At 66.6% G+C, this 13,974-nt stretch carries 10 protein-coding genes; 7 read left to right on the top strand and 3 right to left on the bottom strand.

Translation table 11 applies throughout. The features are described 5' to 3' along the window. Positions 1 to 33: 33 nt before the first annotated feature. The 3 genes from typA (at position 34) to A9179_RS20075 (ending at position 5,860) form a co-directional block, all read left to right on the top strand. Complete coding sequence (gene typA, locus A9179_RS20085) at positions 34 to 1,851, top strand: translational GTPase TypA (protein WP_187807962.1); 1,818 nt, start codon at positions 34 to 36, stop codon at positions 1,849 to 1,851. A gap of 160 nt (positions 1,852 to 2,011) precedes the next feature. Continuing rightward, positions 2,012 to 3,775 carry a phosphoethanolamine transferase CptA gene (cptA, locus tag A9179_RS20080; protein WP_187807961.1) on the top strand — a complete coding sequence of 588 codons (1,764 nt, stop codon included), beginning with the start codon at positions 2,012 to 2,014 and terminating at the stop codon, positions 3,773 to 3,775. Between the two features lie 147 nt (positions 3,776 to 3,922). After that, positions 3,923 to 5,860 (top strand): autotransporter domain-containing protein, encoded by a 1,938-nt coding sequence (locus tag A9179_RS20075; RefSeq protein WP_187807960.1) that lies wholly within the window; start codon positions 3,923 to 3,925, stop codon positions 5,858 to 5,860. A gap of 63 nt (positions 5,861 to 5,923) precedes the next feature. Here the strand turns inward: A9179_RS20075 and A9179_RS20070 are convergent, their stop codons facing one another. Continuing rightward, the gene (locus A9179_RS20070) at positions 5,924 to 6,322 is read right to left on the bottom strand and encodes a YkgJ family cysteine cluster protein (RefSeq protein WP_187807959.1); all 399 of its coding nucleotides are present in this window, start codon (positions 6,320 to 6,322) and stop codon (positions 5,924 to 5,926) included. 425 nt (positions 6,323 to 6,747) lie between these two features. Between A9179_RS20070 and A9179_RS20065 the strand changes: the two genes are divergently transcribed. Beyond that, entirely contained in the window at positions 6,748 to 7,161 is a 414-nt protein-coding gene (locus A9179_RS20065; protein WP_187807958.1) for a group II truncated hemoglobin, read from the top strand. On the opposite strand, the gene A9179_RS20060 is transcribed toward A9179_RS20065, so the two are convergent. Beyond that, positions 7,162 to 9,090 carry a methyl-accepting chemotaxis protein gene (locus A9179_RS20060; protein ID WP_187807957.1) on the bottom strand — a complete coding sequence of 643 codons (1,929 nt, stop codon included), beginning with the start codon at positions 9,088 to 9,090 and terminating at the stop codon, positions 7,162 to 7,164. 164 nt (positions 9,091 to 9,254) lie between these two features. Here A9179_RS20060 and A9179_RS20055 point away from each other — a divergent pair, with 164 nt between their 5' ends. After that, positions 9,255 to 10,088: an AraC family transcriptional regulator gene (locus A9179_RS20055; RefSeq protein ID WP_187807956.1), complete on the top strand. Its 834-nt coding sequence runs from the start codon at positions 9,255 to 9,257 to the stop codon at positions 10,086 to 10,088. Here A9179_RS20055 and A9179_RS20050 read toward each other — a convergent pair. After that, positions 10,085 to 11,008 carry an ion channel gene (locus A9179_RS20050; RefSeq protein ID WP_187807955.1) on the bottom strand — a complete coding sequence of 308 codons (924 nt, stop codon included), beginning with the start codon at positions 11,006 to 11,008 and terminating at the stop codon, positions 10,085 to 10,087. The two genes, A9179_RS20055 and A9179_RS20050, sit on opposite strands and share 4 nt — an antisense overlap. Positions 11,009 to 11,111: 103 nt before the next feature. Here A9179_RS20050 and A9179_RS20045 point away from each other — a divergent pair, with 103 nt between their 5' ends. Together A9179_RS20045 and A9179_RS20040 are read left to right on the top strand one after the other, a co-directional pair. Then, positions 11,112 to 11,708 carry a LemA family protein gene (locus A9179_RS20045; RefSeq protein ID WP_187807954.1) on the top strand — a complete coding sequence of 199 codons (597 nt, stop codon included), beginning with the start codon at positions 11,112 to 11,114 and terminating at the stop codon, positions 11,706 to 11,708. A gap of 24 nt (positions 11,709 to 11,732) precedes the next feature. Then, complete coding sequence (locus A9179_RS20040; protein ID WP_187807953.1) at positions 11,733 to 13,664, top strand: M48 family metallopeptidase; 1,932 nt, start codon at positions 11,733 to 11,735, stop codon at positions 13,662 to 13,664. Positions 13,665 to 13,974 lie beyond the last annotated feature (310 nt).

Genomic DNA, 13,974 nt, shown 5'->3' with positions numbered 1-13,974 from the left:
ACAGCTTTCAGAATCCCTAATCGAGACGACATCGTGATCGAAAAACTGCGCAACATCGCCATCATCGCCCACGTCGACCATGGCAAAACCACCCTGGTAGACAAGCTCCTGCGCCTGTCCGGCACCCTCGACCGCAAAGAAGCGGAAAACGAGCGCGTGATGGACTCCAACGACCAGGAAAAAGAGCGCGGCATTACCATTCTGGCGAAGAACACCGCCCTGAAGTGGAACGACTACAGCATCAACATCGTCGACACCCCCGGCCACGCCGACTTCGGCGGTGAAGTCGAGCGCGTGATGTCGATGGTCGACTCCGTGCTGCTGGTGGTCGACGCCCAGGACGGCCCGATGCCGCAGACCCGTTTCGTGACCCAGAAGGCGTTCAAGGCCGGTCTGCGTCCGATTGTCGTGGTCAACAAGATCGACCGTCCGGGCGCGCGCCCTGACTGGGTTATCGACCAGATCTTCGACCTGTTCGACAACCTCGGCGCCACCGACGAGCAGCTGGACTTCCCGATCGTCTACGCCTCCGCCCTGAACGGCATTGCCGGCCTGGATCACGAGAAGATGGACGACAACATGGACGCGCTGTTCCAGGCGATCATCGACCACGTTCCGGCTCCGGCTGTCGACGTCGACGGCCCGTTCCAGATGCAGATCTCCCAGCTGGACTACAACAGCTTCCTCGGCGTGATCGGCATCGGCCGTATCGCCCGCGGCCGCATCAAGGCCAACACCCCGGTGGTGGCCATCAGCGACGACGGCACCAAGCGTAACGGCCGTATCCTCAAGATCATGGGCCACTCCGGCCTGCAGCGCGTCGAAGTAGCCGACGCCGAAGCCGGCGACATCGTCTGCGTATCGGGCATGGACGAGCTGTTCATCTCCGACACCCTGTGCGACCCGCAGCACGTCGAAGCGCGTCCGCCGCTGACCGTCGACCAGCCGACCGTGAGCATGACCTTCCAGGTCAACGACTCGCCGTTCGCCGGTAAAGAAGGCAAGTTCGTCACCAGCCGCAACATCAAGGATCGTCTGGACAAGGAACTGCTGCACAACGTGGCCCTGCGCGTCGAAGCCGGTGAGTCGGCCGAGAAGTTCAAGGTTTCCGGTCGTGGCGAGCTGCACCTGTCGGTACTGATCGAAACCATGCGCCGCGAAGGCTTCGAGATGGCCGTGGGCCGTCCGGAAGTGGTGATCATCGAGAAGGACGGCGAGAAGCAGGAGCCGTACGAGAACGTCACCATCGACATCGAAGAGCAGCACCAGGGCTCGGTGATGGAGCAGATGGGCCTGCGCAAGGGCGATCTGACCAACATGATCCCCGACGGCAAGGGCCGCGTGCGTCTGGAATACACCATCCCGGCGCGTGGCCTGATCGGCTTCCGTAACAACTTCCTGACCCTGACCTCGGGCAGCGGCATCCTGACCTCGACCTTCAGCCACTACGGCGCGATCAAGGCTGGTGAAGTCAGCAACCGTCAGAACGGCGTACTGGTGTCCATGGCCACCGGCACCGCGCTGACCTACTCGCTGGAAACCCTGCAGAGTCGCGGCAAGCTGTTCCTGGCCCCGGGCGACGAGATCTACGAAGGCCAGCTGGCCGGCATCAACAGCCGCGACAACGACCTGGTGATCAACCCCACCAAAGGCAAGAAGCTCGACAACATGCGCGCTTCCGGCAAGGACGAAGTCATCGCCCTGGTTCCGCCGATCAAGTTCACCCTCGAGCAGGCGCTGGAATTCATCGCCGACGACGAGCTGGTGGAAGTGACGCCGAAGTCGATCCGCCTGCGCAAGAAAATGCTCAACGAGAACGACCGCAAGCGCTACGAGCGCGCCAAGGTCTGATCGGACTGACGCAGTAAACAACGCCCCCGCCGGCCTCGCCCGCGGGGGCGTTGGCTTTTGGGGCCGGACGAACGGCACGGTCGGCCTGCGCAGTTGACGAAGTTTTCACCTAGCTTTGCCCATAGTCCCCGGCCATAGCGGGATTATGAGCGGGGCAGGCATGAGTAAGCAGGACAAGGTCGCGCGACAGCGCACGGGCATCGACTGGGCCGGGCTCGGCTGGATGTTCCTGTTCTTCTGGTATTTCTCCGGGGTGACCCAGCTGCTGATCCAGCTGAGCGGCACCGCCGGCTTCACCGGTTTCCGTCAGGCCTTTCTGCTCAGCGGCCTGTGGCTGATTCCCCTGCTGCTGTTCCCGGCCCACACGCGGCGCCTGGCGGCGCTGCTTGGCGGCCTGCTGTGGCTGTGTTCGCTGACCAGCTTCGGCTATTTCCTGATCTATGGGCAGGAGTTCTCGCAGAGCGTCATCTTCATCATGTTCGAGTCGAACCTGGCGGAGAGCAGCGAGTACTTCGTGCAGTACTTCGCCTGGTGGATGCTGCCGGCCTTCGCCGCCTACGGCCTGGGCGCCTGGCTGCTGTGGCGCCAGGTGCGTCCGGTGTACCTGCCACGCCCGGCGGCGCTAATCACCTGCCTGCTGCTGTTCGGCGCCACCCTGGGCTATCCGGCGCTGCGCCAGCTGAGCAAGCACGACGACTTCCAGGCCCGCCTGGAGGGCTTCGAGCAGCGCATCGAGCCGGCCACTCCCTGGCAGCTGCTGGTGGGTTACCACCAGTATCTGCAGCAACTGAACAACATGCAGAATTTGCTGGCCGACAACGCGAAGATCCCGCCGCTCGGCCATCTGCAGGACGCCCATGGCAACCAGCCGGCGACCCTGGTGCTGGTCATCGGCGAGTCGACCAACCGCCAGCGCATGAGCCTGTACGGCTACCCGCGGCAGACCACGCCGGAGCTGGACAAGCTGCGCGACCAGCTGCAGGTGTTCGACAACGTGGTCACCCCGCGGCCCTACACCATCGAGGCCCTGCAGCAGGTGCTGACCTTCGCCGACCAGGAGCACCCGGACGCCTACCTGTCCACGCCGTCGCTGCTCAACCTGATGAAGCAGGCCGGCTACAAGACCTACTGGATCACCAACCAGCAGACCATGACCAAGCGCAACACCATGCTTGCCACCTTCTCCAAGCAGGCGGACGAGCAGTTCTACCTGAACAACAACCGCGAGCAGAACGCCCGCCAGTACGACGGCGATGTGCTCGAGCCGTTCGCCAAGGTGCTGGCCGATGCTGCCCCACGCAAGTTCATCGTGGTACACCTGCTCGGTACCCACATGAGCTACCAGTACCGCTACCCGCCGGAGTTCGAGCGCTTCACCGACCGCAGCGGCGTGCCGGCGCATGTCAGCGACGACCAGCTGCCGACCTACAACAGCTACGACAATGCGGTGCTGTACAACGACTTCGTGGTCTCCAGCCTGATCAAGCGCTTCTCCGCCACTGACCCGAACGGCTTCCTGCTGTACCTCTCCGACCACGGCGAGGCGGTGTTCGACGCACCCAAACCGCAGGTGCTGGGGCGCAACGAGGCGGCGCCGACCAGCCCGATGTACACCATCCCCTTCATGCTCTGGCGCTCGCCCAAGTGGCAGGCCGGGCAACCTGCCGACCTCGCCCAGGCGCTGGCGCGGCCCTACAGCAGCGCCGACCTGATCTACACCTGGTCCGACCTGGCCGGGCTGCGCTACGACGAGTTCGATGCCAGCCGCAGCCTGGTCAGCAGCAGCTTCCGCCCGCGGCCATTGCTGATCGGCAACCCGGCCGTGCCCAAGAGCCTGATCGACTTCAGCCTGATCAAGCCGACGCCGCCGAGCGGCGAAGTGGTGCAGCGCGAGCCATCTGCGCAGGCCTCCCGGCCGCTGTAGTCCTCCCTTGGTGCGACGCCGCAGCCACGCGCTACCCCGTCGCCCCCACTTTCAGTCCAAGTAGGGAATTTGCGCGGGCGATGATGCCTTCGTGCCGCGCTGTCCCTAAAGTCCCTGGCCGCTTGCCCAACAACAAGAACAAGGGACATGGACATGAAGCCAAAAGCGCTTGCGCTGGCACTCGCCTGCCTGCTGGCCGGCATTCCCACCGCCCGTGCCGCGGCCTACAGCGGCATGGTGGTATTCGGCGACAGTCTCAGCGACGCCGGCCAACGCCCCGAAGCCGCCGCGCCGAGCAACCCGGTGCGCCACACCAACCGCGTCGGCCCGAGCTACGGTGTCGGCGAGGCCTATGCCTCGACCTCGCCGATGCTGATCAACGACGGCCTCGGCCTGGCCCCGCAGGTGGCCTCGACCAACATCATGCGTGCGCTCAATGGTGAGGCCGACGGCAACAACTGGGCGGTCGGTGGCTACCGCACCGAGCAGGTCTACAACTCCATCACCAGCGCCTACGACCCGCTCACCGGCATCGGTGGCTCGCAGGTGCGCGCCGGGCTGAACTACAGCGACCCGCTGATCCGCCAGCGCGACGGCTACCTGGTCAACCTGCGCAAGCAGGGCCTGAGCATCGATCCGGACACCCTGTTCTACCTCAATGGCGGCGGCAACGACTTCCTCCAGGGCCTGGTGCTGGACGATGCCAGTGCGCGCGCCGCAGCCGGGCGCCTGGCCGCCGGCGTGCGCGCTCTGCAGGCGGCTGGCGGGCGTTACTTCCTGGTGCCGCTGCTGGTGGATGTGGCCAGCCCGGTGACGGGCGGCGTGGCCAATACCGCCCAGCAGGCACTGGCCGCCAGCTTCAATGCCGAACTGAGCGCCCAGCTCGGCGCCATTCACGCCGAAGTGATCCCGCTCAACGTGCCGCTGCTGTACCGCGAAGTGCTCGCCGACCCCGCCGTGTTCGGCTTCGACCCGGCGCAGAACCTGCTCGGTACCTGCTTCTCCGGCTGCGCGGCGATCAACCCGGTGTACGGCATCAGCGGCAGCAACCCCGACCCGAACCGGCTGATCTACGCCGACATCGTCCACCCGAGCAGCGCCATGCAGCGGATCCTTGCCGACCAGGCCCTGGCGATTCTCGCCGCACCCTGGGAAGTCAGCCTGCTGCCGCAGGCTGCCGAGTCGGCCCTGCGCAGCAGTCGCGAGCAGCTGCGCCGGCAGTGGCTGGCCGACTGGGGCGCCTGGCAGGCACCGCAGCAATGGCGTGGCGCCGTCAGCGGTGGCCTGCAGCGCAGCGACTACGCCGGCGATGAACGCGCCGCGGCGGGCGACGGGCAGGGCCAGAGCCTGGGCCTGAACGCCAGCTACCGGCTCGATGAGCAGTGGCGCACCGGCCTCAGCCTGGATGTGCAGAGCCAGCAACTGGAGCTGGGCCTGCGCGATTCCTCATACGACCTGCGCAGCTACCTGGCCGGCGCGTTTGCCCAGTACCAGGACGGCCTGCTGTGGGGCGACCTGAGCCTCAACGCCGGCTACCTGGACTACCACGACCTCAAGCGCCGCTTCGCCCTGGGCAGCAGCAGTCGCAGCGAATACGGCGACACCCACGGCACGCTGCTGGGCCTCGCTGGGCGCCTGGGCGTCGAGCTGAATCCGCTGGCCGGCCTGCAGCTGGCGCCTTTCGTCAGCGCCGATGTGGCGCGCATCGAGGTGGCGGGCTACCGCGAGCACGGCAGCAGCTCCACCGCCCTCGGTTATGCGGAGCAGGCCCTGGACTCGCAACGCCTAGGCCTGGGTCTGCAGGCGCGCTATGCCCTGGCCGAGGACGCCGAGCTATTCGGCGAGCTGGTGCACGAGCGCGAGTTCGAGGATGACGAGAGCGAGGTGGATATGCGCCTGAACAGTGTGTCCGCGGTCGACTTCAGCCTGGCCGGCGCCAGCCTGGCGTCCGAACAGAGCCGCGCCAGCCTCGGCCTGCGCCAGCGCCTGGCGGCGGATCTGAGCCTGCAGCTTGGCTACGACTACCGGCACAGCGATGCCGGCGACCTGCATGGTGTCGGTCTCAGCGTGGCGCTGGACTGGTAGTGGCGCTCAGCTCTGTCGCTGCTCTGCCGTGGGGGCGCATGGCGCACCCTGCGTGGAGCCTGGTCAGGCCTGCTTCGGGCGCCAGGCGCAGTAGCCCGGTCGCGGGCCGATGCGCGGGTGGTTGCGGCAGGTGTCCGGGCGCTTTTCGTAGATGGTGCACAGGCGCGACTTGCGATCCAGGTACATGCAGTCGTTGTTGCTCATCCGGGTCAGGGTGAAGATGCCGGACTTGGCGTTGAAACGCTCGATCATGCCGTCCTTCTGCAGGCGCTTGGCGATATTCTTCGGCGGCTCGCCGCGCTCGAACTCGTCGACCAGGCCGATGCGGATCAGGTCGCTGATGCGCACTTCCACCGGCATGGTGCAGCAGGTGGACATGCAGCTGGTGCACATGTCCCTGTTGTACTTGCTCCAGGTTTCCAGGCGGTCGATTTCCGCCGCGGCGATCAGTTGAGGTTTCATCTTCGGACTCGGGGGCGCCAGGGGCGCGGGATTCGGCGCGCGATGATAACGGCCTGCCGGAAATTGTGAACCTTTTCCTGCCCGGCGGCCATGTAAGCAAAGGCTTACATGGTGTGCGGGCGATGGCTGCTAGCAGAGTGCCAGCGGCCTGTTTACTCTGCCCGGCATGGACAGAGCGCAGGAAGCGCACAGAAATAACAGGGATATCACGGATTGCCTGCCAGGATGGCGCGCCGACCATGGATGTCAGGAACCAGTCTGCAGAACCCCGCACTAGCGGGGTTTTTTCTTTTCTGCGCCGGTCATTTGTCCGTCGGGTAACCAGGTCGGCGTCATGGGCCCGGGGCTACAATGCCGCGTTTGAGTGCTGGCTCACTTGCGCACCGGCGCTACACGCAGTGGTGGGCCTGACGAGGAATGGGGTGATGAGCGAGCAGTACGGCGTCGGTGACGCTTCCTATCAGGCAGCCGGTGGCATCGAGGGGCTGCGGCGCCTGGTCGACGACTTCTACCGCTGCATGGGCGAGCTGCCGCAGGCCGCCGAAATCCGTGCCCTGCATCCGGCCAGCCTGGAGGCGGCGCGCGACAAGCTGGCCTGTTTCCTCAGTGGCTGGCTCGGCGGGCCCAAGCTGTTCGGCGAGAAGTACGGGCCCATCGCCATTCCCAGCTTCCACGCCCAGTGGCCGATCGGCGAGGTGCAGGCCGAGGCCTGGTTGAGCTGCATGGCCCGCGCCATCGCTCAGCAGGACTATGCGCCCGAGTTCGCCGACTACCTGCTGACCCAGCTGCGCGTGCCGGCCAAACGCATCGTCCAGGCCAGCGCCGCGCGCTACGCCTGATCAGGTGCGGAAGCGGCTGACCAGCAGCTGCAGGTCGTTGCCCAGGCGCGCCAGCTCGACGCTGGAGGCGGCGGTTTCCTCGCTGGCGGCAGCGGTCTGCTCGGAGATGTCGCGCACGTTGACCACGCTGCGATTGATCTCCTCGGCCACCGCGCTCTGCTCTTCGGCAGCGGCGGCGATCTGCTGGTTCATCGCCTGGATGCTGGACACCGAGCGGGCGATCTCGCTGAGCTGCTGACCGGCGCGGCGGGTCAGTTCGACCGTGTTGCCGGTCATCTCGCGGCTGCTGTCCATCAGGTTGGCGGCTTGCTGGGTGCCGGTCTGCAGGCTGCCGATCAGCGCTTCGATTTCTTCGGTGGATTTCTGCGTGCGCTGGGCCAGGCCGCGCACCTCGTCGGCGACCACGGCGAAGCCACGCCCGGCCTCGCCGGCACGGGCCGCTTCGATGGCGGCGTTGAGCGCCAGCAGGTTGGTCTGTTCGGCCACCGCCTTGATCACGTCGAGCACGCTGCCGATCTTCTCGCTCTCCTGCTTGAGCAGGCCGACCGCTTCGTTGGAGCGCAGCACCTCGTCGGCCAGGCGATCCATCTGCGCCACCGCGTCGCTGACCGCCACCTCGCCTTCCTTGGCCTGGCGGTCGGCGGCATTGGCCGACTCGGAGGCATCCTCGGCGTTGCGCGCCACTTCCTGCACGGTGGCGGCCATCTCGTGCATGGCGGTGGCCACCTGGTCGGTCTCGACCTTCTGGCTGTTGACCCCGGCGCTGGTCTGCTCGGTGACGCAGGACAGCTCTTCGGCGGCGCTGGCGATCTGGGTGACGCCGTCGCGGATATGGCCGATCAGCTCGCGCAGGCTCAGGGTCATGTCCTGCATGCTGCGCTGCAGCTGGCCCAGCTCGTCGTCGCGGGTAACGCGAATGTCCTGGCTGAGGTCGCCGGCGGCGATGCGCTCGGCGGCGTCGAGGGTGTCCAGCAGCGGGCGCACGATCAGGCGGGTGATGACGATGGCGGCGACAGTACCGAGCAGCAGGGCGAGCAGGGCGGCGCCGGCCATGATGCTGCGCGAACGGGCGGATTCCTCTTCCAGCTTGCGGGTCTGCTGCTCGGCGAGGGACTTGCTCAGGCTGTCGATCTGGTCGCCGCTCTGCACCATGGTCTGGCGCACGGCCAGGCTGCGGGTGAGTTCGGCACTGTAGTGGGCGAGGGCCTCCTGGTAGCCCTGCAGGGCACCCAGCGAGGCCTGCACGCCGGCCTGGTAGGCCGCGGGCAGGCGCTGGCGCTGTTCTTCGAGCAGGCTCACGGCCTGGCGGATCGCCTCGCTGGCGCCGCGTTCCTGATTCGGATCATCGCTGCTGGTGTAGGCCAGCGCCTGCAGGCGTGCCTGCTGTACCTGCAGGGCGGCGCTGGCGACCTGGTGCAGCAGGGCCTGGCGCTGGCTCTGCTCGGCCGGATTGAGGCTCGGTTCGGCCAGGCTGGCGAGGGTCTGGTCGAGGCCCAGGCCGATCTGCTGGGCGGCACCGACCAGTTGCTGGCGCGCGCTCTCGCGGTTGGCGAAGGTCTGGATCAGCTGGTTCAGCGGTTCCTGATAGGCGCTGGCGAGCTCCTTCTGCTGGCGCAGCAGGGCCTGGTCGGCCGGGTCGTGGAACTGGCTGCTGAGGGCCTCCTGCAACAGCTGCAGGTTGTCCAGGCTGCTGAGCATTTCGCGCTTGGAGCTTTCGTCGCGGTTGGCCTGGTAGCGCAGGCGGGAGATGCGCAGATCCTTGGTGGCGGCGATCAGGCCGGAGATTTCGTCGAGCTTGTCGCTGCGCTGCAGGATATTGCTCATGCCGACCCAGCTGCTCAGGGTGTTGAGGAGGGTCAGCAGAAGTACCAGGGCGAAGCCGAGGGCGAGCTTGCGGCTGACGTTGAGGTTGGCGAGCCAGCGGGTCATGGGCGCGTTTCCAGGCAGGGGGTGATGCTCCCCCAAAGCGACCATCGGCGCGCGGCGGTTAAGCCGGGGCGACCGGCGGTCGCCTGGGCGGGGTGCTGCAAGAACGATCAAATTCGCCACAGGCGGCTACGGCATACTGCCCCGGCATCTGTTGAGGAGTGACCATGGATCCCGTTGCCAAAGCCTTGTGGCTGATCGAGACCGAAGGCGCCGGGCACTTCGACCTGCAGGCCATCGCTGATGCCTGCGGCCTGTCGCGTTTCGGCCTGGCGCGGTTGTTCGTGCTGGCCACCGGCTGGCCGGTGATGCGCTATGTGCGGGCGCGCCGGCTGAGTCGCGCGGCGCATCTGCTGGCCGCTGGCGCAACGGACATCCTCGGTGTGGCCCTGGAGGTCGGCTACGGCTCCCACGAGGCATTTACCCGCGCGTTCCGCGAGCAGTTCGGCCTTACGCCGGAAGCCTTGCGGGCCAGCGGAACCCTGAATGGCATCGAACTGCGGGAGGCTATGCGCATGCAACCGACACCGACTTATCCCTTGGCCGAGCCGCGCTTCGTCGATGGCGAGGAGCTGCTGATCGCCGGGCTCGCTGGTCGCTTCAGCGCCGACAAGTCGCAAGGCATCACCGCGCTGTGGCAGCGCTTCGTGCCCTATATCGGCAAGATTCCCGGGCAGCAGGGCTGGGAGACCTTCGGCCTGTGCTGCAACCCGGACGAGGATGGCAGTTTCGAGTACATCGCCGGGGTGCAGCTCGACCGCCTCGGCGAGCTGCCGCCGGGTTTCACCCATCAGCGCCTGCCGGCGCGGCGCTATGCGGTATTCCGCCATGCCGGGCATATCTCCAGCATCCACGAGACCTTCACCGCGATCTTCCAGCGCTGGCTGCCGGCTTCCGGCCTGCAGGCGGCCGATGCGCCGGAGTTCGAGCGCTACAGCGCCGACTTCGATCCGCTGGGCGGGCGCGGCCATGTCGATATCTGGGTACCGCTGCAGGGCTAACGGGTCATCTTCTTGACGAACACCACGACGAACAGGGCCATGGTGAAGCTGCCGGCGAAGGCCTCGAAGGCCGCCAGCGGGCGGGCCAGGCCGTGCGGGGTGATGTCGCCATAGCCCAGGGTGGTGAAGGTCACCACGCTGTAGTAGAGGCAGTCGAACAGGTCGCCGAGGTTGTCCGCCCAGCTGCGCTCCAGCACCAGGCCCAGGGGTAGTTCGCCGTGGCGCACGCCGATCAGGAAGTAGAGCAGGGCGCAGGCGACGATCAGGCCGAGGGAGAACAGCACCACGTTGAGCGGCTTCTCGCCGTAGCCGCTGAACAGGTCGACCAGCCAGGACAACAGCCGTTTGCCGGAGTAGCGCGGCATCTGCAGGCGGCGCATGACCATCTCGCGGTGGAAGAACAGCCCGGCCTGCTCGAACAGCCCGGCTTTCTCCAGATGCAGGCGCAGGTTGCGGTAGGTTTCCTCGGCTTCCTCGAAGTACTGCCGGGCACCGGCTGCGTTGCCTCCGCGCAGGGCCTGGCGGCCGAGGCGCTCCTGCAGCAGCTGGCGATCCCAGATCACGTTGTCCAGGCGCGTTTCGTCCAGGCGCGCACCGAGCAGGTTGCAGTCGCGCAGGTCAGCACAGTGCAGGTTGGCGCCGCGCAGGTCGGCCTTCATCAATGAGGTGCCGCGCAGGTCGAGGGCGAACAGGTGGGCACCCTGCAGGTTGGCGCGGTACAGGTCGGTGCCGCGCAGTTGATAGCCGCTGCGGCTGCCGTGGCGCACCAGGTCGACGCCGGCCAGTTCGGCGCGCTTGAGCTGGAAACCCAGCATCGGCCGGTCACTGGCGGCCCGCGCCTGCAGGGCGGCGCACAGCTCGGGGGTGTCGCGCCGATCCGCGCCGGCATCGCACCAGAAGGCATCGTCGTCGGCGCCCATCGCACCCTCCCGTTGGCTCTCCAGGCAAGCCTAGCCGCTGCGTCGCGCTGCCGGAGGCTTTCCGCTACCATCGGCTTTCCCCTACCCGGATAAGGACATCTCCATGGCAATTTCCAGCATCGTCATTCTGGTCATCCTGGCCGCTCTGGTCTTCTACGTCATCGGTATCTACAACAAGCTGGTGGCGCTGCGTAACCGCTATCAGAACGCCTTCGCGCAGATCGAAGTGCAGCTCAAGCGCCGCTATGACCTGATCCCCAACCTGGTGGAAACCGCCAAGGCCTACATGGCCCACGAGCGCGATACCCTGGAAGCGGTGATCGCCGCGCGCAACGCCGCCTCCGCCGGGCTCAAGGTCGCTGCCGCGCAGCCGGGCGATGCCGGCTCCATGGCCCAGCTGGCCGGCGCCGAGCAGCAACTGAGCGGCGCCATGAGCCGCCTTAACGTGACCATGGAAGCCTACCCGGATCTCAAGGCCTCGCAGAACATGCAGCAGCTCAGCGAGGAGCTGTCGAGCACCGAGAACAAGGTGGCCTTCGCCCGCCAGGCCTTCAACGATGCGGTGATGGCCTACAACACCTACAAGCAGAGCTTCCCGCCGGTGGCCCTGGCCAATACCTTCGGCCACAGCCAGGACGCCAGCCTGCTGGTGTTCGAGGACAGCGCACAGATCCAGGCGGCGCCGAAAGTTTCCTTCTAAGTCTCGGCACGCACGGATCGCGCGATGAATTTCTTCGAACAACAGGATCGCGCCCAGCGCAACACCGGGCGCCTGGTGCTGCTCATGGCGCTGGCGGTGACCAGCCTGATCGCCATTACCAGTCTGGTGCTGAGCCTGCTCTGGCGCTTCATGGGCGACAACTACCACAGCGGCTACCGTCCGGTCGGTATCGACTGGGGCCTGGTTGGCGACGTGGCGCTGGTGGTGATTGGCGTGGTGCTGCTCGGCAGCCTGTACAAGAGCCTGCAGATGAGTGGCGGCGGCAAGGCGGTGGTCGAGCGCCTCGGCGGCCGGCTGATCAACCTGGAACCGCAGGGCATCGGCGAGCAGCGCCTGCTCAACGTGGTCGAGGAAATGGCCATCGCCTCGGGTATCCCGGTACCGCCGGTGTATGTGCTGGAGGACGAGGGCATCAACGCCTTCGCCGCCGGGCTGACACCGCAGAACGCGGTGATCGGCATCACCCGTGGCGCCATCGAACTGCTTTCGCGTGACGAGCTGCAGGGGGTGATCGCCCATGAGTTCAGCCATATCTTCCACGGCGACATGCGCCTCAACACGCGCCTGGTGTCGATCCTCCACGGCATTCTCCTGCTCGGCCTGATCGGCGGCTTCATCCTGCGCAACCTGGGCAGCGCGCGCTCCAGCCGTTCCGACCGCAACAACAGCATGGCGCTGATCATCGCCGTCGGCGTGACCCTGTGGGTGCTGGGCTATGCCGGCACCTTCTTCGGCAACCTGATCAAGGCCGCCGTCAGCCGCCAGCGCGAGTTTCTCGCCGATGCCTCGGCCGTGCAGTTCACCCGCAATCCGGACGGCATCGGCGGCGCGCTGAAGAAGATCGGCGGCCACGCCAGCGGCTCGCAGCTGGATGCTGCGCATGCCGCCGAGTTCAGCCACATGTACTTCGGCGCCGGTATCAGCCAGGCGCTGGACGGGATGATGGCCACCCACCCGCCGCTGGAGGAGCGCATCCGCCGCATCGAGCCGGGCTGGGATGGCCAGTTCCCCGCCGTCGAGCTGGCCGAGCCCGAGGAGGACGAGGCGGATGAGGGCGAGGACGAGCGCCAGGAAAAATGGCAGCGCGTGCTGGGTGGCGTGGCCGTGGCCACGCAGTACGGCCAGGCCGCGGCCGAGCAGTCGATCGCCGCCATCGGCCAGCCGCAGCAGGCGCACCTGGCTCAGGCCCGGCAGACCCTGCACAGCCTGCCGCCGGCGCTGAAGAGTGCCGCACACAGCACCCTGGGCGCCCAGGCGGTGGTCTACGGCCTGCTGCTCAGTCGCGACAGCGCGGTGCAGGAACAGCAGTTCGCCCTGCTGCGCCCGGAGCTGGAACCTTCGCTGCTGGGCGTGCTCGGCGTGCTGCGCGATGGCCTGCTAAGCCTCGACCAGGGCCTGCGCCTGCCGCTGCTGGAGCTGGCGCTGCCGGCGCTCAAGCAGCTGGCCAAGGCCGAGTTCATGGCGTTCAAGGCCAACCTGGTGCGCCTGATCAAGGCTGACGAGCGGGTCGAGCTGCTGGAGTGGACGCTGCTGCGCATCGTCGAGCGGCATGTCGAAGGGCCGCGCGCCAGTGGCGGCAAGCTGCACCTGGCCGAGTTGGTCGATGAGACAGGCATCCTGCTTTCAGCCCTGGCCCACGCCGGCCACGCGGATGCCGCTCAGGCGGCCGCAGCCTTTGCCGAGGCCGGCAGCGACCTGCCATTCGCCAGCCTCAGCCTGCGCACAGCGGCCGAGGTGCCACTCAAGGCCCTGAACGCGGCGCTGGATCGCCTCAGCCTGCTGCAACCGCTGCAGAAACCGCAGCTGCTCAAGGCCATGGCTCGTTGCGTCGGCCACGACGGGCAGATCACCGCCACTGAGGCCGAGCTGATGCGCGCAGTGGCGGAAACCCTCGACTGCCCGATGCCGCCGTTGCTGAGGGGCACTGACGCGTAATTGCTGCGCGCGTGGCTGCGAGGTTATTGCTGAGCCCAGGTCAGCCTCAGCAGGGGCTGACTTGGTTCAAAGAGCGCGGGCGGGCGAGCTAAAGTCATTCGCTGGTGTGCCGATACGCCCTTTTCCGCTCTCGTTCAGCCAATTTTTTTGTATCCGCTTTGTACCAATCGCTGCGGTAAATGTGGGCTGTTTCATGTTCGCAGCGATTTTGCATTGGGGCTGATACAAGTCCCGTCGATTGTACTTTTCCCATTACCAGATGGTGGTAGAGCACGCCGAATCAGGCCGTATATAAGGAGGCTGGTTTTAT

Source organism: Pseudomonas alcaligenes, from assembly GCF_014490745.1.
GTDB classification, from domain to species: domain Bacteria; phylum Pseudomonadota; class Gammaproteobacteria; order Pseudomonadales; family Pseudomonadaceae; genus Aquipseudomonas; species Aquipseudomonas alcaligenes_C.
Note: the sequence above shows the minus strand (reverse complement) of the source record. Positions and strands in the feature narration are given on the sequence as shown.